The following is an 18,729-nucleotide window of genomic DNA, read 5'->3' as shown; positions in this document are numbered from 1 at the left end:
CACAGCCAAATCCTCACACCACCCAAGCACCTGCACCCACAGAACTAACGAAAACCTCAGTAAGAAGTCATCTCATTTGGCCAGCCTGCGGTAGCAGATGAGGGTGCAGGCGATGCTGGTGAAGGCTAGGAAGTGATCGGCTCTGCGTTCGTAGCGGCGGTGCAGTCGGCGGCATCCTGCGAGCCAGGACATCGTGCGTTCTATGGTCCAGCGGTGCCGGCCCAGATGGGTAGAGGACTCGATACCTCTGCGGGCGATGCGATGTCGGATGCCCCGGCTGGACAGCCATCGTCGCAGGTGATTGTAGTCGTACCCCTTGTCCGCATGGAGTTTTCGGGGTCTGCGCCGTCGGGGGCCGCGGCGCGAGCGGATCGGCGGGATGCCCTTCACAAGAGGGATCGGTGCCTGGCTGTCGTGCGTGTTAGCGCCCGAGATACCGATGGACAGGGGCAGGCCTGTCCGCTCCGTGATCAAGTGGATCTTTGACCCGTACTTGCCCCGGTCCACAGGATTCGGACCTGTCAGCTCCCCCTTTTCAGGGCCCGCATGTTGACCGAGTCGATCGCGCAACGGGACCAGTCCAGTTCCCCGCGCGATCCGAGTTCATCGAGGACCAGGCGGTGGAGTCTGGCCCACACCCGGGCCTTGGTCCACTCGGTGAACCGCCGGTGGGCCGTCGCGCCCGACGGGCCGAACGAGGCGGCCGGCACCTGCTGCCACGTGCAGCCTGAGGTCGCCACGAAGACGATCGCAGCCAGTACTTCACGGTCGCCGTGCCGACGCCGGCCGCCACCCTGCGGCCGCGACGGCGCCTCCGGAACCACTCGCTGGAACAGCTCCCACAGCTCGTCCGGCACCAGCCGCTCAACGATCTTCGACACACCACAAGTCTAGCTAGCCAAATGAGATGATCTCTTATCTCTGAGGAGCGCGGCCCGATAAGTGTCCCCGTCTACCTGGGCGACAGCCTCCAGTGGGACCAGCGCACCGACCTCATCGACCACGGCCACCTCGTCATCCAGACCGGCACAGGCAACCAGCTCTTCACCAACGAACTGCGCTTTTCCGAAGCTTTGTTGCAGGATCCCAGCCGCTTCGACGCGATCGTCAACGAGCTAGCTGACAAAGCAGCCGACCCGCACCGGAGTCAGGGCAAGTTGCCCGCCCTAACTGCCCTCTTCAACCGGCATGGAGTCTCCGACGCGGATGACCGGGACGAGCTGACAGAGAACTTCCGCGTCCTATGCGACCTGGTCGACGAGGGCCGCAACCACATCTGGTCCTACTACGTGCGAAACCTGGCCCGCCCAATGTGGCTGTCCCGCGCCGAGAACCGTGTTGACGTTCTCGTCGGCAATCCGCCCTGGCTGTCCTACCGGCACATGCCCGAGTACATGCAAAAGACCTTCAAAGCGATGATGCAAGCCCGGGGTCTGTGGAAGGGGTTCGAGGTCGCCACCCACCAGGATCTGTCGGGACTATTCATTGCCCGCGCGGTCCAGCAGTACCTGCGCGTGGACGGTTCGTTCGCTTTCGTTGTGCCCAATCCCGTGCTAGATCGCCCCTATTGGACCGGCTTCCGCAGCGGAGATTGGGCTGACCCTGACCACCCCGTCAAGGTCAACTTCACCGGCTCCTGGGACCTGCGCCGGCTGCGGCCGCACTTCTTTCCCCGCGCCGCCGCCGTCGTTTTCGGGCACCGCCGCTCGCTCGGCATCGGAGAACAGGGCAACAACGCCGTCGCGCTTCCCAGGCAGACCGAGATCTGGACCGGGAAGATCCCCAAGAGCGCCGCTCGTTGGGACCACGCCAAGGGTTGGATCACCCGGAAAGCGGGTGAGCTGCGCTACCCCAAGGAAGGCCTGATCAGTTCGCCGTACCGGGAGCGGTTCATGAACGGGGCAACCATCTTCCCGAAGGTGCTCTTCTTCGTTAAGGAGCAGGCTGCCAGTCCCCTCGGTCTCGGCGGCGGTCGAATCTCGGTCCGCTCACAGCGCAGCACCCTAGAGAAGAAGCCATGGAAGGAACTCCCTGACCGGGAGGGATCGGTCGAAAAGCAGTTCGTCCGGCCCATCCTTCTCGGCGAGCACGTCGTCCCATACCGGATCATGGGTGCCGATAAGGCCGTTCTGCCCATCGAGGGAACGAAAACCCTGATGAACGGTGGGCATGACCACCTTGACCGGTACCCGGACCTAGCAAAATGGTGGCGCGACGCCGAACGACTCTGGGATGACAAGCGCTCCAGCGAACGACTCTCGCTGAGTGAGAGGCTTGACTTCCGTAGGGGGCTGACCGAGCAGCTTCCCGGTGCACCCCTGCGGGTGGTCTACGGGGCTTCCGGAATGTATGTTACGGCGGCGCTGGTGGACGACCCGAATGCGGTCATCGAGCACAAGTTGTACTGGGGAACCGTCGCCACGCGGCAGGAGGGCGTGTATCTACTTGCGGTGCTCAACTCGCCCTATACCACTGAAGCTGTGCGCCCTCTTATGTCCTACGGCAAGGACGAGCGAGACATCGACAAGGCCGTATGGGAGCTACCCATCCCGGACTTCGACCCTACCGACGCCAAGCATGCACGAATCGCGGAGATCGGTGAGATCGAATCTCAGCGGATCGCGGAGCTGAAGTTCGAGGACGGCAAGAGCTACATCCAGATCCGGCGCACCCTGCGCGACTTCCTCCTCAGCTCCCCCGACGCCGAGGAACTGGATCTACTGGTCACCGAGCTACTCGGCTGAGAAGAGTCCCACACGTCAAACGTTCCCTCCCTGGCCCATTCACCGCCCCCGGGGGGGGGGAAAAGCGCACGTGCCTCAGGAAGAACCGCGCGCTCGTGCGCCGGGCACGCCTGCACCTGCAGGTCGACCTACTGTGCGTCGGCGGCGGCACCGCTGACGGCCCGCAGGACGCTGGTACCGTCCGCGCATGAACCTCGCCCACTCTCCGACGCTCTCCGTGCCCCTGACGGCCGCCGAGCGCGGCAAGGTGCAGCGCGCCGCGGCGACCGCCGGACGCAGCCTCGACGCTTCCGCGGACTCGTTCCTTGCCGCCCTCGAGCAAGCCGTCGAGACCGTCACCGCGCGCGCTGTCGCCGACCGGGTCCAACACGATTACGCCGAGTGACCTCGTTCGCAACAGGACTGTCCTGATTCCGCCCTCATCAGGCAACAGCCCTTCCCGGCTGATCACGGTCCCGGGAGGCTGCCGCCGTGAACACGCTCCTCGAAGCCCTGGCAGGGCAAATGGACACCATCGTCAACGGTGTCATCGCTCTCGGTAGTGGTCTGGTGATCTGGCGCCTGACGAACTGGTCGCGTGACCGCGCCGACCACCAGGTTGAACTGGCCGTTTTCCGCGAGCAAGCCGATGCTCTGATTGTCGCTGTTGCCGATATCAGGGCATCGGCGGACCTCAACCACCGTTTGTGGGAGCGCCCCTGGGAGCAGGCGCGATTCGTGGCACTGGCAGCCTTCGCGGCGGTTGGTGAGGGGGCGCGCGTACGAGTCTTCGGGGGAACCGACCGGCAGATGTTCGCGGCCGCCGGCGGCGCGGCCGCGAAGATCGGCTTGCGCGAGATCCACGCCAACAAGGCCGCCCTGGCCGCTCTGCGGGGGCCCATGGTCCGGGTCCACGAAGCCGCAGCCCCCTTCCTGCGCCATGCGGATGAGCGCGTTGTGGTGACGACAAACGAACTGCTGGTTGCCGTGGGGGGCATCGAAGACACGGCCAGGCTCGAGGAGGCACTCGCAGCCTTCGGGCAAGTCGTAGTGGCGGTAACCGAACCCCGCGCGTCTCGGTGGGCACGCCTGCGCAGCCGGACGAGCCGCCGATTGACCAGGACGACAGGCAACTGACGGGAGCACGGACGGAGGGCCCGGTACCGACGGGGGATGCGGTATCGGGCCCTTCTACTTGTCACGGTAGCGGCGCAGCAGCTGCGGGTGCGGCTGTTCCGGCGGACTACTCCGTGTCGTCCTGCTCCGTATTGTCCTGCGCCTCCCGCGCGCGCAACGCAGCTACGGCCTCATGCGCCTCGTTATCCGCGGCGCGGAACCTGTCCTTCACCTCGTCCGACTCGTTGCGCAGCTCGCCGGCCCGGTGCACGCCACTCCCCAGACTCCCCACGACTGACGTCGTAGGCCCTCGAAAGGTCTGCGGACCAGACCCGGACGCGAAAAGCCCGCAGGGCCGACGGAACGTGTCCGTCAGCCCCGCGGTCGTGGGGTGCCTGTAGGTCAGGCGGTCGGGTACGAGCCAGTGACGGTGATGATCTCCGCCTCCGCGGCCCCCTCGACGTCGCCGTACAGGTGATCCGCATTCAGCACCGCGGCGCCGTTCGAGGCGCCGGTAACCCGGATGCGGTCGATCTTCGCGCCGTCCGATCCGGCGTAGACGACCGCCTCACCGGTCCAGATGCCATTGTCAGCGTCGCGGCCGTCGAGGCTGACCTGGAACGTGTAGCGGACGCCGGCCGCGGCCGGTATCGGCAGGGTCAGGCCGAAGCCGGCGCTGGAGGCCGACGCGGTCTCCTTCTTCGCGTTGATCTGCGCAGTGAACGTGCAGACCCCGTTCGCGTCGACGTACCGGCCTGTGCCGGTCGTGCCGTCGCCGCCAGCGACGTTGGTGAGCTTCGGGGTCCAAGAGGTGGCGGTCATGCGCACTGCCTTCCACGAAGGGGAAAACCGTCCCAGGCGGGACAGCCGTCGAACAGTGCGCGACCCAGCCCTTTAGCGTCTCGTCCTCACGAGACACCGGCCTGATCTGCGGTTTTCTCCTCAACCACCCATAGGTACGCCCGGATGCCGACGTCCTCATCTCGGGTCAGCACCTGGGTGCCGGTCCCCAATGATCACTCAACCGAGTGACGTTAACGCGTAGCCAGAGCGCTTTTGTCCGGAGCTTGGACGACACTCAAAGCAGGAGCGCTCGCTGACGGGAGTGACGATGTGGACTTCGCATGATCCACCCGGCGAGGATCTGGATGACATTCCGCCTGAAAAAATCCTCTCCCAATACGGCACTGCATGGTTCAAAGATCGACCTGAGGGCTACTGGGCTCTTAGCCTGTGGGAGGGTCCGCTGACTGCCGATGATGCCACCAGGCGAGTAGCTCGCCGTCAGGCCACTCCAAGCGACAGGGTTCGACACACCACGGCAGCCCGGCTGCGTGAGGCCGGTTTTTGCGTGTTCAGCAGCCGTCACACTGGACATGTATCAGTGATGCTGAAGGGCGCCACGAGTCCGTGGCCGGATGCGGCCGCCGCAGCGTTTGATGAGTGCTTCGCGACTTCAAGGGAGGAGGACCTGTGACTTCGTTTGTGAACCGATATGCGGCCCAGCCCGGCACCAGTGTCACCACGCTATCCGCATGGGACGGTCGGCCAACCAGCGCACTGGTTAACCGGTCGGAAACCGTTCAGCCGGAGCTGCTTTGGCTCGTGTGGGACTTGGCACCTCGCTATGAGATCTGGCTCCGCGTACCCGTCGAACAGTGGCGGACCAAGGAGCTCTTTGAGCCCGACCTCCTCTCCGATTTCGTTGCCAGGAATGCTGTTGGTTCTCTCGCTGTGGTTGAGGTTTTCGACCCAGCCCCCGGTGCTCGTCCGGCCATCCTGCTGACAACCACGATGACTATTGACGGTGCGCCGGAGGACCTTGCAGCTCTCGTCGCCAACCGAGCCCGCGAGGCCTTCGAAAAGACTCGCTCCGAGCCAGCTCCACCAGCCCTCGCCGACTTCGCAGAGGTAGCCGCTCACCTCGCTATTGCCCGGTGAACTCGACGTTCTGTCGGGTCACTCCTGCACCGGTGCTGTCGGATCATGCACCGGGACCTTACTAGACGGGTCCCTGTTAGCGTCCTTGGTCGGGCGCACGTACCTCTCCCGAGGGATGCGCGAGCCCTTCTTCCATCGCCCGGCTTCTTCAAGTTCTTCGTCCGTCGCACCGTTCATGCCGAGGTCGGTGGCGCCGCCGGCCCGAAGGCTGTGCGAGGACACCGGGCGGCCGTCGGTCTTGAGCCCGGCACCCGAGAACCACAGCTTCACGCGCTCGTTCACGGTCTGCGGGCGTAGGTGGGCACCGCGCTTGGTGGCCCCCCGCCTCGCCCGAGTCTCTGGCGACGCCACCTTGCCGCTCCGTAGGACCTCCCGGAACATGGGGCCGGTGGTGATCCCCTGCTCGGCGAGGTAGCCAACCCAGCGACGCAACCGGAAGACCAGGTTGAGGTCCGGCCGGTCATGAAGGACGAGGGTCTGCTCCTCGCCCTTGTGGGTCTTGTCCTCGGCGAGCCACACGAGCACCCGGTCGTCAAGGATGGTCACGTCCTCGAGCTCCAGGTCGACGTCCTCGACACTGCGGCCAAGGAACCGGTACCCGAAGGCGAACATCGCCGAGTCCCGCCAGCCGATCGGCCGGTCGGCCGCCTCCGCCTTCTCCATCATCGGCACCAGGTACGGCAGCGTGATGGGGAACGCTTCCTTGCGGCGCAGCGCCCGTTTGTTCTTCTTCCGGTAATGCGTCAGGAGCAGCAGGAACAGGCTGTTGTCCGGCTTCTTCCCGGGCGGCATGGACGTCCGGATCAGCGACATGTAGTGCCGGATCGTGGTGACCTTGAGTCCCCGCGCCATCAGGTGACGCCCGTACTCGGTGTACGTCGCCGTCGTGCACGGCTCCGACACTCTCCCCTGCTTCGCACACCACACCTCGAACAGGCCCATAGCGGTACGACGCTGGGGCGAACCCTCGTCCTTGGCCTCCCTGATGGCCTTGGCAGTCTCCTCGCTGACGTACAGGTCTCGCTCCGTATACGTCGTACGCGGATCGTGACTGGTGGGGATCTCCTCGCCGGGGAACAGTACTGTGTGCGCGCCAACGAGCGGACGCCCAGCCTCTTCGGGGAGGGGAACCAGCTCCCCCTCCCCGACAAGTTCGGCGTCAAGAATCTCGTCCGTCTCGCGCAGGCTCATGCCGGCGCAGCGTCTTCCTTAGAGACCCGCCCGGATTCACCCTGGTAGCTGTCCAGCAGCACCGAGAGCATCCCCATTTGATCATTGGTTGCCCCCGCAGGAGTCTGGTCCTCGGCCAACTGCCCGGCCAGGTGCGAGTTCCTCACTGGCGTGCACTCTTCCGTTCGACTACCTCAGCGCAGTTGAAGCAAATCCCCATGTCCGCAGTCTTGTTATCAGACGTGTTGGCCCCGATAACTAGCGTGCGAAACTCACATGTGGGGCAATCGAGCTGCCCGAAATTGCCCTCACCAAGGACTGCCAATTCATAGTTGGCCGCAGCGGCGATGGGGTCCCCCCACTGCCGGAGGCAGAAGCGGCACGAAGGAGGCCTCATCCGCGCATTCGGGCCACGGTCTTGACCGGCCTCACTTAGAACGAGCGCCCATTGACGGCAGTCGGGGCACTGGACGGTACGGTCACCCAGGGGAGCGAGCTCTCCCGACAACCGCCTCATGCGGTCTTTGACCAGCGCCTCGATACCGCTGAGCTTCGTTCGGAGCGCATCCATGGCCTCTGTAACCCAGACTTCTGTGACCCAAACTCCATCGCGCGATAGCTCAGGCCTGAATTGACGGTGGATGAACGTCAGCAAGAAGCCAAAGACTCGGGCCGCCCTGGCTTCAACGGCGAAGGCGTTCGCCGTGTGGCCGTAGTGGGTGAGGGCATTCCGATCGTCCGCCAGATCTTTGATCGCTTTGCGCTCCTCGGGGGTGATCGATACTTTGGCGATCTTGTCGAGTCGGTCCATGGTGGCAGCGATGGTGCAGCTTTCGAACTTGCCGTTCTCGAAAGTCTCCAAGCTCGCTCCACCTGGTTCCTTGAAGACAAGGCTCCAATGCTCACGCACGAGCCGTGCTTTGAGTAGGACCTCAGTCGCGGCCTGGAGGTGGAGTACGGCGTACTTGAGATCGCTGTCGCTGGGGGGAGTGGAGCCCTCGGTCAAGTTCTTCACGGCGCTGGCAAGGTAGTCCATGCCGTTGCGTACCGGGGTGAAGTCCAGGTCGGGCCGCGGGTTTGGCCGCTGCTCCGCCACGGTCGATACCCCCGGCCGGGAGTTCGGGTGTTCCGCGCTGTTCGTTCCGTTCTTCAACTGTCCCCCGTGGGTTGGAACTTGATGAGAGAGAGGTTACCGACAACAATCACAGTTGTTGTCGGCTACTTGCTAGTAGACCGATGTCCTGTTTGTCGGACGGCACCGAAAATCTCAGTAGCGCATGATTCCTTGCAGTACGTCCTTCAGCGCCGCAGCGAAGATTTCAGTACGGCGGCCACGAGTCGCCCTGCGCAACCGCTGGTCGCCGCTCAATCGTCCTTTAGGTATGCCACCGTCCCCGACTCCGCCCAGCTGGCCGCACTGTGGCGAGGACCCCAGTCCAGAGAGACCGCTCGGCTGCCTTGGCGTCCATGTATCCGGCCACGCCGCATGCCTCGCACACTTGACCGACGTCGACCGCGACGACTACCTGGCCCGTGTGACTCCCGGTACTGACATAGACCATCGCGGCACCACCTTCACCCCCGAGCTTTTGGACCAGTTACTGAATGCCCTGCGTGACCCCAGCACCGGCCAGCCTCAGATTAACGTTGCCCGGTTCGACAGGGCGTCTTTCTCCGGCACCGCCCGGTTCGACAGGGCGTCTTTCTCCGGCACCGCTTGGTTCGACAAGGCGTCCTTTTCCGGCACCGCCCGGTTCGATGATGTGTCTTTCGCCAACGATGCGCGGTTCAACTGGGCGTCCTTCGCGGGCGATGCGTGGTTCCACTTCGCGTCCTTCTCCGGCGAAGCCGGGTTCAGTAAGGCGTCCTTCTCCGGCGAAGCCTCATTCGGCGCGGCGTCCTTCTCTGGCGCCTCGTTCATGGAGGCGTCCTTCTCCGGAGAAGCCGACTTCAAAGGGGTGTCTTTCTCCAGCACCGTCCGCTTCAGCAGAGCGTCCTTCTCCCAGACCGTCCTGTTTAACTTTGCGTCCTTCGCCAGCACCGCCTCGTTCAGCGAGGCGTCCTTCACAAGTCTTGCCCAGTTCGCTAGAGCGTCTTTCTCTGAAGTCGCCTGGTTCGATGATGTGTCTTTCTTGGGCGACGTCGGATTCGGCGATGCTTCTTTCTCCGACAGCGTTCGGTTGGCTGGGGCGTCCATCTCCGGAAATGCCTGGTTCGACGGAGCGCGATTTGAAGCAGCCTCGCACCTAGGGCCGCTGGTGTGCGGTATGCGGGTGGTGTTCGACCGTGCGGTGTTCCAGCAGCCGGTGACGGTGGAGATTGCTGCCCGTCAGGTGAGCTGTGTGCGTACCCGGTGGGCGTCAACCGCCACGCTGCACCTGCGCTACGCCGATCTGGACCTGAGGGATGCGGTTCTTGAGTACCCGGTGCTGGCCGCCACCCGTCCTACCCCTTTCCCCGTGCCCACTTACCCCAGCCCCAGCTCGCCTCGCTTACTGCCAGAAACGGAGTTGTCCGGTCTGCAAGCTGGCGTGCGGATGGCGTCGGTGGGCGGGGTGGATACCGCGCATTTGGCACTGCATGACATCGACCTGAGCAGGTGCCGGTTCGCCGGCGCCGTCCACCTCGACCAGCTGAAAGTCGACGGCTGGTGTACCTTCGCCATCACTCCTGCCGGCTGGAGCCGACGCTTCCCCTGGCGGTGGAGTCGGCGCAACACCCTGGTCGAGGAGCACCACTGGCGGCAACGCACCGCCCGCCTCCCCGGCCGGACTGCCGCCCGCGCCTGGACAAGCCCGCCACCGGACACCCCAGAGTTGCAGTCGGCTGCGGTAGCGGCGCTGTACCGGCAACTGCGCAAGTCACTGGAGGACGGCAAGAACGAGCCAGACGCCGCCGACTTCTACTACGGCGAATGCGAAATGCGCCGTTACGACACCAGCCGGCCTTGGGGGGAACGAGTGCTGCTGAGCCTCTACTGGGCCCTATCCGGGTACGGGCTGCGCGCCACCCGTGCCCTGGCCTGGCTGGGGGTAGCTATGGCCGCAACGATCGCGGTGATGATGCTGTGGGGCCTGCCCGCCAACGACCCGAAACCGACTACCACCGGCCGCCAGGTCACTGCCGGGCAGAACATCGCCCTCACCACCGATACCCCCGACCCGGTCAATCCCACCGGCCCGCTGATCGAACGCGTCACCACCGAACGATGGGAGAAGAGTCTGCGCGTGGTGATCAACTCAGTGGTCTTCCGCTCTTCCGGCCAGGACCTCACCACCCGCGGTACGTACACCGAGATGTTCTCCCGGCTGGCCGAGCCTCTCCTCCTGGGCTTGGCCGTCCTTGCCATCCGCAGCCGCGTCAAACGCTGACGCAGCGCCTCCGTAGTCAGGGCACTGAGCGCACTTCATCTTGGCGTTGACCTGGCCAGATGAAGGGTGAGGACGGCTCGGACAAGGTCGGTGATCCGGTTGGTGCTGCATCGGATCTTGCGGAGGACTCGCCAGCCCTTCAGCGTGGCGACGGCTTGTTCGCCGACGCAGCGGATCTTGGCGTGGGTTGTGTTGTGGTGGCGCTGCCACCGCTTGAGTTTCCGGCCACGGATCGGCACCCGGATGTGTCGCCCCGCCGCCTGGTATGCGCGGTCGGCCCAGGTCGTCAGCCCGGTGGTGCTCAGGGCCTCCACGATCCCGTGGGTGCGGGCGGCGGTCAGGTCGTGGGTGGCACCGGGCAACGCAGGCGAGGCCCACAGCAGTTTGCCGTGCGGATCGGCGATGAGCTGCACGTTCATTCCATGGCGTTTGTGTTTCCCGGAGTAGTACGGGCGGTCGGCAGCGATCCGGTCGATCGGCAGGAGCGTGCCGTCCAGGATCAGGAACGCCTTACGTCGGGCCTCGTCCATGGCCTGCTGGAGCGTCGGGGCGAGGACGGACAGGACTTCGATCGCCTCGCGTATGTAGCGGTAGGCCGTGGCGGTGCCGATGCCGAACCCTGCGGCGAGCTGGGCGTAGGTATCGCCCTTGCGTAGGTGGGCCAGGACCAGCAGTGCCTGGCGGCCCGGCGGCAGGCGCCGCCACCGCGTGCCCTGCCGTCGATGCCGCGAGCGGAGTTGGCCGGCCAGGAAGCGCAAGGTGAAGCTGGACAGGTCGATGCCGGAGCGGTAGATAAGCACGCGAAGCCTTTGGTGGATCCGGTTCTCTTGGTCGAAAACCCATCTACCAGGGGCTTCTTGGCGCTGTCAGCCCAACGAGTAAGCCAGTCCGGCAGTGGAACAGGCTCGTTCACCGCGGAGCGCCCGTGCCGCACCGGTCTTCACCCCGCAGCGATGTCCCGGAACCCGCCCTCGCAGTACCAGGGGCTGTCGGCGAGCGCGCGGTACAGGGCCGCCATCCAGTTGTTCTGCCGGGGCTTGCTGCGAAAGCGCATCAAGCTTGCGAGCTCGGCACGGACGTCCCCCGCCCCACCAGCAAGGAACACCTCCTCCAGAGCCGCGCCGACAGTGACGAGTTCGTCGGCGCACTGCTTCGCGAAGAGCGTGTCCAGCTCGAAGGCATCGAAGTGGAATCGCACGCGGTCGGCGAGGTCCTCACCCCAGGCGGGGTGCGGGTCCACGAAGTAGCGGACCCGCCAATCGAGCGGCCCCGGGACAGGTTGGACGAGGAGTTCGGCGCGCAGCCAGAGCTGGTCTTCGATGTCGTCGTAATAGGGGTGGAGGCTCTGCTCTCCCCCTGTGGCTGGGAAGCGATCGAGCTTGACGGTATTGCAGTCGGCGCAGACAGGGATGAGATTGTCGGGCGCCACCGCCAGGAAGGGGTAGTGGGCTTTCGGCAGGTGATGGTCCACCTGCTTGATGCGGCCGATCCCGCACAACGGGCACTTGCCCGGAGCGTTCCTGATCCGGTCGTAGAGCGGGCGCCCGGGGTATTCCTTGTCCCGCAGCCGCCGGTCGTAAAGCCTTATCAGCGCCTTGGTGTGATTCTTATCGGGCGGGTTCGGGCCGAACGCCCCGCGGTCCAGTGAATGCAGCGCAGACGCGGTGCACGCCGCGTCGAAGATCTCTGCCGCCTTGACTATGGACTCCTCGTATCCCGACAGAATCTTTCCCTGCACCTGGCCGACCTTGGTGCTGGTGCAGAGCTGGAAGACTTCACGGGCGGATTCCTGCACCGGGCGGTCGATGTGCAGCATCAGCGCGTCCCGTCCCGGTGCCGGCGAGCGGCCACACGGGCCAGCCCACGGCCCTCTGCCCCCAGCGCGTCGTCGAAGGCGCCCAGAATGTCCTCGTAGGTGTACCCCTCCCTCGCGAACTGCTCGATCATGGCGTGGAATCCGGTGCGGGTGACTTCCAGACCAAAGATCTCTCGGGTGATGACCCCCACGTTCTCCCCGAACGTCTCGATCTCGGGGTGATCCACCGCCACGTCGCTTCCCGCCCGGCGCAGCGCCCACACCGCGCGGCGCGGTGTCTCCTGGAGGACCACCGGCGAGTGCGTAGCGATGAGCGCGACCCCGTTGGTGTCCAGGAGCAGTGCGGACAGCACCCGGATGAAAGTCGACAGCAACGGCGGGTGCAGGTGTGCCTCGGGCTCGTCGACCAGGACCAGGGTCCGCTCGGTGCAGTGCTCGACCAGTCTGGCCAGGGTGAGAAGGACAATCTTGTGCCCCGAGCTCAACGGGGCGAAGACGCTCTTCGCGTCGGGCCGTTCACCGTCGGGGGCTGCGAGGAGAGCGATTCGCTGGTCCTGGAAGATTGGGTCGGTCTCCTCCAAACGCTCCAGGGCCTCACGCCAGCGCTGTTCGCGTACGGGGCCTTGGGACACGCAGGCGCTCGCGCTGTCGGCGAACTCCTGCCCGAGCTCGGATGGCCCTTTCAGGCTGTTTTCCCCGCGCTTCTTCAGGCCGACGTACTGGTAGCCGACATGCCGGGTCGGGGCGAGCGGCTCAAGGGCGTCGAAGGCGCTGAACCCGACAGAAACCAGGTTCGCGAACGGATGGGCATAGTTCCCCGCACGGTCGGTGAGCCGACTTCCATCAATCGGCTGAAGACGCGCGCCAAGCACTGTGCGGGCGAGCGTGTCCAAGACGTGGGTCTTGCCGACACCGTTGCTGCCGATCAGTGCGTGCACGTTGGTCGGCGGCATGGCATCGGGGTCGACTTCAAGGCCCAGGCGGATCCACGACCGATCGGGCTCCGAGACGCGCTGGCGGTAGTCGATGTCGAATTTGGAGCGTGTCGGCCCTCCGGTCGCGATGCGGTGGAACTGGCCGGTCACCGTCTCGGGTTCCGTGCCTCGCAAGAGCGAAGTTGTCATCACCGCCTCTTCGGAAGCGACCTCGAAGAGGTGGGGATCGAACGCGGCGTCCTTCAACGTCCTGAGGATGGACTCGCGCGTGCTGGAGTCGAACTTGTCACGCAACTGGGTGTAGTAGCTTTCGTCGACCCCCAGCGAGAAGTACCGGTCGGAGAGACGCTCGAACGTCTGCGGGAGGTCGACCCTGCCCGATTCCATCCCGTAGCAGGCAACCTTGCAGATACCGATCTCGATCTGCCGTGAGCCGTTGAAACACCACAGTGTGAAACTGGTCTTGAACCCGAAGTCGTCCCACATGTCCTGAACAAGGAACGCACCCGGTGCCTCCCTCGGAGGCACACGGCGCGGCGATATCTGCGTGAAGAGCACCCACGCACGCTACCCGGACCGGTCGCACCACGTCCGCCCGATACTTCTCCTCGCCCGGAGCAATCACCGAATCGCCTCGATACTCGGCGCATCGCGGGAGGGTCTGGTCACCCTCGCGTCGTCAGCGGCCACGGCCAGGAACGGCAGGGCGAACATAGCCAGAGTGACGTGCTTGTGCCCGGCGATCCAGCTGCGGACCTGGTAGTGGTTCAGGCCGCCCTGACCCTTTGCGACCTGGCGCACCACCGTCGGGCAGGCGAGGAACGTCGTCGCCGCACCCGCACCTGCGTGGATGGTCCCAGACCTGGGACATCGTGATACCGCACCCACGGTCTACCCCAGCCGAGTTCCCGCGGCCGAAGCGAAGCTGGTGTTCTACGAGGCACGGCCCCTTCGGCCGGTAGTTCTGGCGCACCTTTCTGACCTGGGCTTACGGGGGCTGAATTGGCTGTGACCTGCTAGGACAGGTTGCAGAGGTAAGCGGAGCCAGTCAGAGGAAAACGCGCTGATTCGACCCCGGTTCGACCCGGGCCGTTCAGAGGCAGCCAGAGGTGATCCCTCTGCCGAAGCCCCTGTCCCACGGCCCGAGTTGACCGGGTCGGCCCGGCCGCAGCAGCCTCTACAGCCCCTCCGTGCCGCCCCGGTCGAGCTGTGATGGGGACGCCTGCCTCCGCCCGGTGCCAGACGTACGAAAGCCCCCAGGACGGGAATCCTGGAGGCTTCGCCGGCACCGATTGGAGGTCGGTTCCGGACACCACGCGTGGTTTTAGCGGGCCCACGTGGTGTCCACGTCCTTGCGAGACGACTCCACGATGCCATACCGCCATCCGGCCCCGCAGCCCTCACAGAAGACTCCACCGCCAGCAAAAACCCAACCAGAGCCAGCCACAGACCCTCACAATCCACCACTCGGCCTCACCGCACTCCCCCCGGCCGCAGCCGACCTGCTCCTCCTCGGAGACCTCACCGGCCGCTACGCAGCAGGCAGTTACAGCAGACTCGCCTCCGACGGCCAAACCGTGTCCCTTCGCTCAGACCGCCAGGGCGCGGCCGAGCACGGGCATCGGATCACCGCGGCGATCGCCTGCCACGTGGCGCGCGCCGGCGGCACCGCCGACCACCTGACGCGACTGCTGCTGCACCCCGAGCACGAAGGCGGCCGGCACGCCCGCCACATCGCGCTGCGCTCCGGACAGCCGCAGGCCTTGGAGTACATCCACCGGGTGTGGACCAGCGCCTCGTCCGTCATCAAGGGGAGCACCCGGGTGGAATCCCGTCATCACGCGTATGAAGTCCTTGTCGCGCTGCGGGACCGTATCGAAACGACGCCCTGGCGCGGTGAGCGGGGACGGACCGCGCTGCGGGTGCTGCGGGCGCATCTGAACTTTGCCGAGATCGCGGGCGGTCCCCTGCACCACGCCAGCGAACGGCAGACGGCCGAGGAAGCCGGTATCTCCCGCACCACCCTGCGGGCCGTCTACGAACTGATCCTCAAACCGCGCGGCTGGCTGCGCCGCCTGCAAGCCGGCCACGGCCGGGAAGGCTCGACCTGGTACCTCAACGACGGCAACAACCGCTGCAGCCGCGCCTCTTCGCCGTCTCATGTCCGCACCACTCAGTTCCCCCCCGACCCGGCACTTGAGGAGTGGCCCACCCCTGAGACAGCCACCGCAGCCGACATCGACTCCACCGTCATCGGGCGGTTGATGGGCCACGACGCCTTCACCCACCACGGCCTCGGCAGCTCCGCACTGATGATCATCAGCGCCCTGCACCTCCACCCCGGACAGAGCATCGAAGAGTTGGTCGGCTCGTCCTCGGTCTCCCGCGCCACGACCTACCGAACGCTGCGACGCCTCGCTCTGCACGACCTCGTCCGACAGACCGATCAGACCTGGGCTCTGACACCGCAGGCCCTGCAAGGCATTGGGCTGCCCACTCACACGTCAGATCCGAGGCCAATGGGGCTCCTCACGCAGGGCTGGGACGATCTAGCCGACGGCTACGGCACCGCGGGCACAGCTGCCCAGCGCAAAGCCCTGCATATGGCTGAACGCGCGGCCTACCGCCAAGCGCTGGAACGGCTCGCGGAGCACCGCAGCAGAGCCGTGGTGATCGTGCGCGACGGCCGCCAGATCCTGGTCCCGGCACCGCGCGCCGACGAAATCCCGATCCCATGGCGATCCCCGGACGGGTCCGTCCTCGACCCGGCGACCGGACGCCCCGCCGCGGACTGGCGGGTGGCCACCGACGGCCGCCTCATCCTCATCACCCCAGCCGACCAGCGCAGTTACGACGAGCTGGCAGCAGCCCACGCCCAAGCCCTCAGCGAATGGGAATCCGCCGCATGAACCCACAACCCCAACCACCCGCCGCTGGCCAGGAAGACGAGATCACCCCTCAAGCGCTGCGCAAGCAGTACGAGGCCGGGGCCACGGTCGCCGACCTCGTCGCCACAAGCGGAATGTCCTACGGCACGGTCCTCAACCGGCTGCGGACGGCCGGGACGGTGATGCGCACCTCCTGGCAGACCCGCCGACTGCGTGAAAACGGACAGGCCCGTCGGCGTCTGGCGGCCCGGCTGCGCACCCTCTACGACAAACACGGCGCCACCCTCACCGACCTGGCCGCAGCCGGAGCCGGAACACGGCGAGCCGCACGCCGCCTACTCATCGAAACCGGCGGCACCCCACGCACCACACAGCAGACGCTACGCATGCGCACGGCCGCGGATGCTCCAGCGCGCAAGAAACTCGCCGTGTCTTTGCGGGCGAGGTACGAGGCCGGAGCCTCGGTGCCGGAACTGGCCGAAGAGTGCCATTACTCCGTCGCCACCGTCTACCGGCTTCTGCACCTCGCCAAAACCCGAATGCGGCCCCCGCACCGGCACGGACCCACCCGTCAGCCCAAGCGGCGCTCATGAGAAGCGCGAGCCTCGTCATCTTCACCGCCCGCGGCAAACACAGCGCTGGCGCGCATCAACCCAACACTCGTCAAGCGGCACGAGCGCCCCCAGTGCCCCGCAGGCCGCCCCACGTCGACGTCGTCAACCCCACCGCACTGCAGTGCACCTTTCACTTTCAGGAGATCACGCACGTGAATGAACTCACCCGTCACAAGAACCTGGCCAAGACCACGGCCGTTGCCTGGGATGCCTTCGTCATCGTCATCGGCATGCTCAAGGGCGGCACCGGCAAGACCACCTCCGCCTGGTTCATCGCCCTCTACTACGCCATCGTCCTCGGCCTCCCCACCCTGCTGCTCGACGCGGACGCCACCAGCCAGTCCGCCTACGACTGGTACAAGGTCGCGGCGGCCGAAGGCTTCGAGATTCCCGAGAACCTGGTCATCGAGCGCTACCCCTTCGACGACATCGCCGAGTACATCCGCGACAAGCGCACCGAGTTCGCAGCGATCGTCATCGACGCCGGCGGCGGCAGCGCCAAGCTGTTCCACGAAGCCGTCACCGAGGCCAACCGGCTGATCGTGCCCGTCGCCCCCACCAAGATCGAACGCCGCAAACTCGTCGCCACCTTCGACGAGGCCGAACGCGCCGCCGCCCGCAACACCCGCGACATCACCGCCCACGTCGTCCTCGTCAAAACCGACGACCGCACCAGCCTCCCCCGCACCGCCAAGGACAAACTGCTCCAGCCCGTCAAGGGCGAGGGCATCGGCCCGGACCGCGACGAACCGTTCCCGCTCGCCGACACCGTCATCCACGCCTGGGTCCACTACATGGAGGCCTTCGGCGAAATCCCCACCGAACTCAGCGAATACACCGCACTCATGAAGGAGCTCAACGCATGACCGACAGAATGAAACCCCCGCCCCGCTCCAAAGGACGCGCCCTGGGCGCAGCAGCCAAGAAGACGGCTCCGCCTCCACCCCCGCCGACCGCCGAACTCACCCCCGAGCAGTTCGCCGCGGAGCAAGCCACCGCCCAGACAGCAGACAGCACACAAAGCGGCACATCACAGGTGCGGTCATCGGCCTCCGCAATCTCTGACAACCCCCAAGCCGAAGACCACACCAACGCAGCGGCTGCAGAACGACGGTCCTCCGCAGCACAGACCGTCCAGCCGCCCATGTATGTCGTGGAGCGGAGCCCGGAGCAGGACTCCGTATCCCGCGAGCCGGCAGGCACTGCCACCGCCAGCCCCAAAGCACATCTGGGCTCAAGCGGACTTCCGGCGACAGGCCCGGAGCAAGCGCAGCCTGCCGACTACCCTCCGCAGAGCGGAGCGTCCCAGAACACCCGGACGAACCCAGCGCCAGCACTGGCTGCCGAGGTCGCGGTCCATTCAGCAGCGCTTCCCCCGACACCCGGCACGACGTTCCCTGTGCGGGACGACGTTCGAGGCCAGCGGTACGAGCAGGACCCACGAGCACAACCAACAGCGAGCGAGGGAACACCCTGGACCCACGGCCCCGGCCGACCCACAAACATCCCTGAAACCGCCGTGATCCTCAACCAGCGCATCATCGCCCGCGAAAGCCTCGACTCCTCGGTCCCCGCAGCGCTGAAGCTGAAGAAACGGATCAAACGCTTCGCCCTGGACAACGAACTCGACCACCTGCCCATCGGCGACATCGTCTCCGTCGCCCTGGACGAATGGCTCACCACCCGCGGGTTCTGACCCACCACACTGCGCCCGGGTGGCCGCGAACGCACCACGTGTTCACGGCCACCCGTCGCCCGACTATTCCAATAGTCCACTAGGCCAATAGGCGGCCCACTATTCGAATAGTGGACCCAACCGGAGCACCCCATGCCCGACCTCACCCACCACGCCCACCAACTACGGGAACTGGCCGACCTACTCGAAGCACAAACCAGCCACCCACAAGACCCATACTCCCCGCACCCAGACACGTTGGAGATCCTCAGCGGCCGTCATACCAACCGTGGCCAACTCAACTACGCCGTACCCGACGCACTCCAACTCCAACGACGCATCCGCCGCTACAACGCCGACTCCGGCATCCCCCACGGCGACATCGTCGCTCTCGCTCTCGACACCTACCTTCGCGCTAAGAGCTCGTAACACGATCTTCTGTGTGACTCAGGTGCAGTCAAAGCGAAGCGGTCGAGAGAT

17 protein-coding genes are annotated in these 18,729 nt (G+C 65.6%); 10 read left to right on the top strand and 7 right to left on the bottom strand.

Annotation, left to right across the window (positions count from 1 at the left end):
* Positions 1-72: 72 nt before the first annotated feature.
* Positions 73-872, bottom strand: a protein-coding gene (locus IE278_RS40570) for an IS5 family transposase (RefSeq protein ID WP_189780045.1) whose coding sequence is annotated in 2 segments (ribosomal slippage) — positions 73-524 and positions 524-872 — 801 coding nt in all. Because the reading frame shifts where the segments join, the coding sequence is not laid out codon by codon here.
* 204 nt (positions 873-1,076) lie between these two features.
* On the opposite strand from IE278_RS40570, the gene IE278_RS40565 reads away from it, so the two are divergent.
* The 3 genes from IE278_RS40565 (at position 1,077) to IE278_RS40555 (ending at position 3,860) form a co-directional block, all read left to right on the top strand.
* The gene (locus IE278_RS40565; protein ID WP_246571698.1) at positions 1,077-2,744 is read left to right on the top strand and encodes an Eco57I restriction-modification methylase domain-containing protein; all 1,668 of its coding nucleotides are present in this window, start codon (positions 1,077-1,079) and stop codon (positions 2,742-2,744) included.
* 187 nt (positions 2,745-2,931) lie between these two features.
* The gene (locus IE278_RS40560) at positions 2,932-3,129 is read left to right on the top strand and encodes a hypothetical protein (protein WP_189780043.1); all 198 of its coding nucleotides are present in this window, start codon (positions 2,932-2,934) and stop codon (positions 3,127-3,129) included.
* An 86-nt stretch (positions 3,130-3,215) separates the two neighbouring features.
* The gene (locus IE278_RS40555) at positions 3,216-3,860 is read left to right on the top strand and encodes a hypothetical protein (RefSeq protein WP_189780042.1); all 645 of its coding nucleotides are present in this window, start codon (positions 3,216-3,218) and stop codon (positions 3,858-3,860) included.
* Between the two features lie 381 nt (positions 3,861-4,241).
* On the opposite strand, the gene IE278_RS40550 is transcribed toward IE278_RS40555, so the two are convergent.
* Positions 4,242-4,661 carry a hypothetical protein gene (locus IE278_RS40550; RefSeq protein WP_189780044.1) on the bottom strand — a complete coding sequence of 140 codons (420 nt, stop codon included), beginning with the start codon at positions 4,659-4,661 and terminating at the stop codon, positions 4,242-4,244.
* 651 nt (positions 4,662-5,312) lie between these two features.
* Between IE278_RS40550 and IE278_RS40545 the strand changes: the two genes are divergently transcribed.
* Positions 5,313-5,780, top strand: a complete 468-nt coding sequence (locus IE278_RS40545) for a hypothetical protein (protein ID WP_189780041.1) — start codon at positions 5,313-5,315, stop codon at positions 5,778-5,780.
* Between the two features lie 18 nt (positions 5,781-5,798).
* Here the strand turns inward: IE278_RS40545 and IE278_RS40540 are convergent, their stop codons facing one another.
* Together IE278_RS40540 and IE278_RS40535 are read right to left on the bottom strand one after the other, a co-directional pair.
* Positions 5,799-6,971 (bottom strand): tyrosine-type recombinase/integrase, encoded by a 1,173-nt coding sequence (locus IE278_RS40540; RefSeq protein WP_189780040.1) that lies wholly within the window; start codon positions 6,969-6,971, stop codon positions 5,799-5,801.
* Positions 6,972-7,113: 142 nt separating this feature from the next.
* On the bottom strand, positions 7,114-8,046 hold the full coding sequence (locus IE278_RS40535; RefSeq protein WP_189780039.1) for a hypothetical protein: 933 nt from the start codon (positions 8,044-8,046) through the stop codon (positions 7,114-7,116).
* Between the two features lie 403 nt (positions 8,047-8,449).
* Here IE278_RS40535 and IE278_RS40530 point away from each other — a divergent pair, with 403 nt between their 5' ends.
* Complete coding sequence (locus tag IE278_RS40530) at positions 8,450-10,321, top strand: pentapeptide repeat-containing protein (protein WP_246571696.1); 1,872 nt, start codon at positions 8,450-8,452, stop codon at positions 10,319-10,321.
* A 35-nt stretch (positions 10,322-10,356) separates the two neighbouring features.
* On the opposite strand, the gene IE278_RS40525 is transcribed toward IE278_RS40530, so the two are convergent.
* From IE278_RS40525 to IE278_RS40515, 3 genes are all read right to left on the bottom strand, one after another.
* A complete protein-coding gene (locus IE278_RS40525; RefSeq protein ID WP_189780037.1) occupies positions 10,357-11,121 on the bottom strand; it encodes a transposase family protein in 765 nt (254 codons plus the stop codon).
* 140 nt (positions 11,122-11,261) lie between these two features.
* Positions 11,262-12,137: an HNH endonuclease gene (locus IE278_RS40520; RefSeq protein ID WP_189780036.1), complete on the bottom strand. Its 876-nt coding sequence runs from the start codon at positions 12,135-12,137 to the stop codon at positions 11,262-11,264.
* On the bottom strand, positions 12,137-13,630 hold the full coding sequence (locus IE278_RS40515; protein WP_189780035.1) for an AAA family ATPase: 1,494 nt from the start codon (positions 13,628-13,630) through the stop codon (positions 12,137-12,139). Before IE278_RS40515 ends, IE278_RS40520 begins: the two co-directional genes overlap by 1 nt.
* 1,019 nt (positions 13,631-14,649) lie before the next feature.
* Here IE278_RS40515 and IE278_RS40510 point away from each other — a divergent pair.
* The 5 genes from IE278_RS40510 (at position 14,650) to IE278_RS42785 (ending at position 18,678) form a co-directional block, all read left to right on the top strand.
* Positions 14,650-15,981 carry a transcriptional regulator gene (locus IE278_RS40510; RefSeq protein ID WP_189780034.1) on the top strand — a complete coding sequence of 444 codons (1,332 nt, stop codon included), beginning with the start codon at positions 14,650-14,652 and terminating at the stop codon, positions 15,979-15,981.
* On the top strand, positions 15,978-16,553 hold the full coding sequence (locus tag IE278_RS40505) for a helix-turn-helix domain-containing protein (protein WP_246571693.1): 576 nt from the start codon (positions 15,978-15,980) through the stop codon (positions 16,551-16,553). The genes IE278_RS40510 and IE278_RS40505 overlap by 4 nt, the downstream gene beginning before the upstream one ends.
* A gap of 173 nt (positions 16,554-16,726) precedes the next feature.
* Positions 16,727-17,440 carry a ParA family protein gene (locus IE278_RS40500; protein WP_189780032.1) on the top strand — a complete coding sequence of 238 codons (714 nt, stop codon included), beginning with the start codon at positions 16,727-16,729 and terminating at the stop codon, positions 17,438-17,440.
* A gap of 653 nt (positions 17,441-18,093) precedes the next feature.
* Entirely contained in the window at positions 18,094-18,270 is a 177-nt protein-coding gene (locus IE278_RS40495; protein ID WP_189780031.1) for a hypothetical protein, read from the top strand.
* Positions 18,271-18,507: 237 nt separating this feature from the next.
* On the top strand, positions 18,508-18,678 hold the full coding sequence (locus tag IE278_RS42785; protein ID WP_246571690.1) for a hypothetical protein: 171 nt from the start codon (positions 18,508-18,510) through the stop codon (positions 18,676-18,678).
* Positions 18,679-18,729: the final 51 nt, after the last annotated feature.

The sequence above is a fragment of the Streptomyces tauricus genome, from assembly GCF_014650955.1.
Classification (GTDB): Bacteria; Actinomycetota; Actinomycetes; order Streptomycetales; family Streptomycetaceae; genus Streptomyces; species Streptomyces tauricus.
The sequence above is the reverse complement of the archived record's forward strand: the minus strand, read 5'-3'. Positions and strand labels throughout refer to the sequence as shown.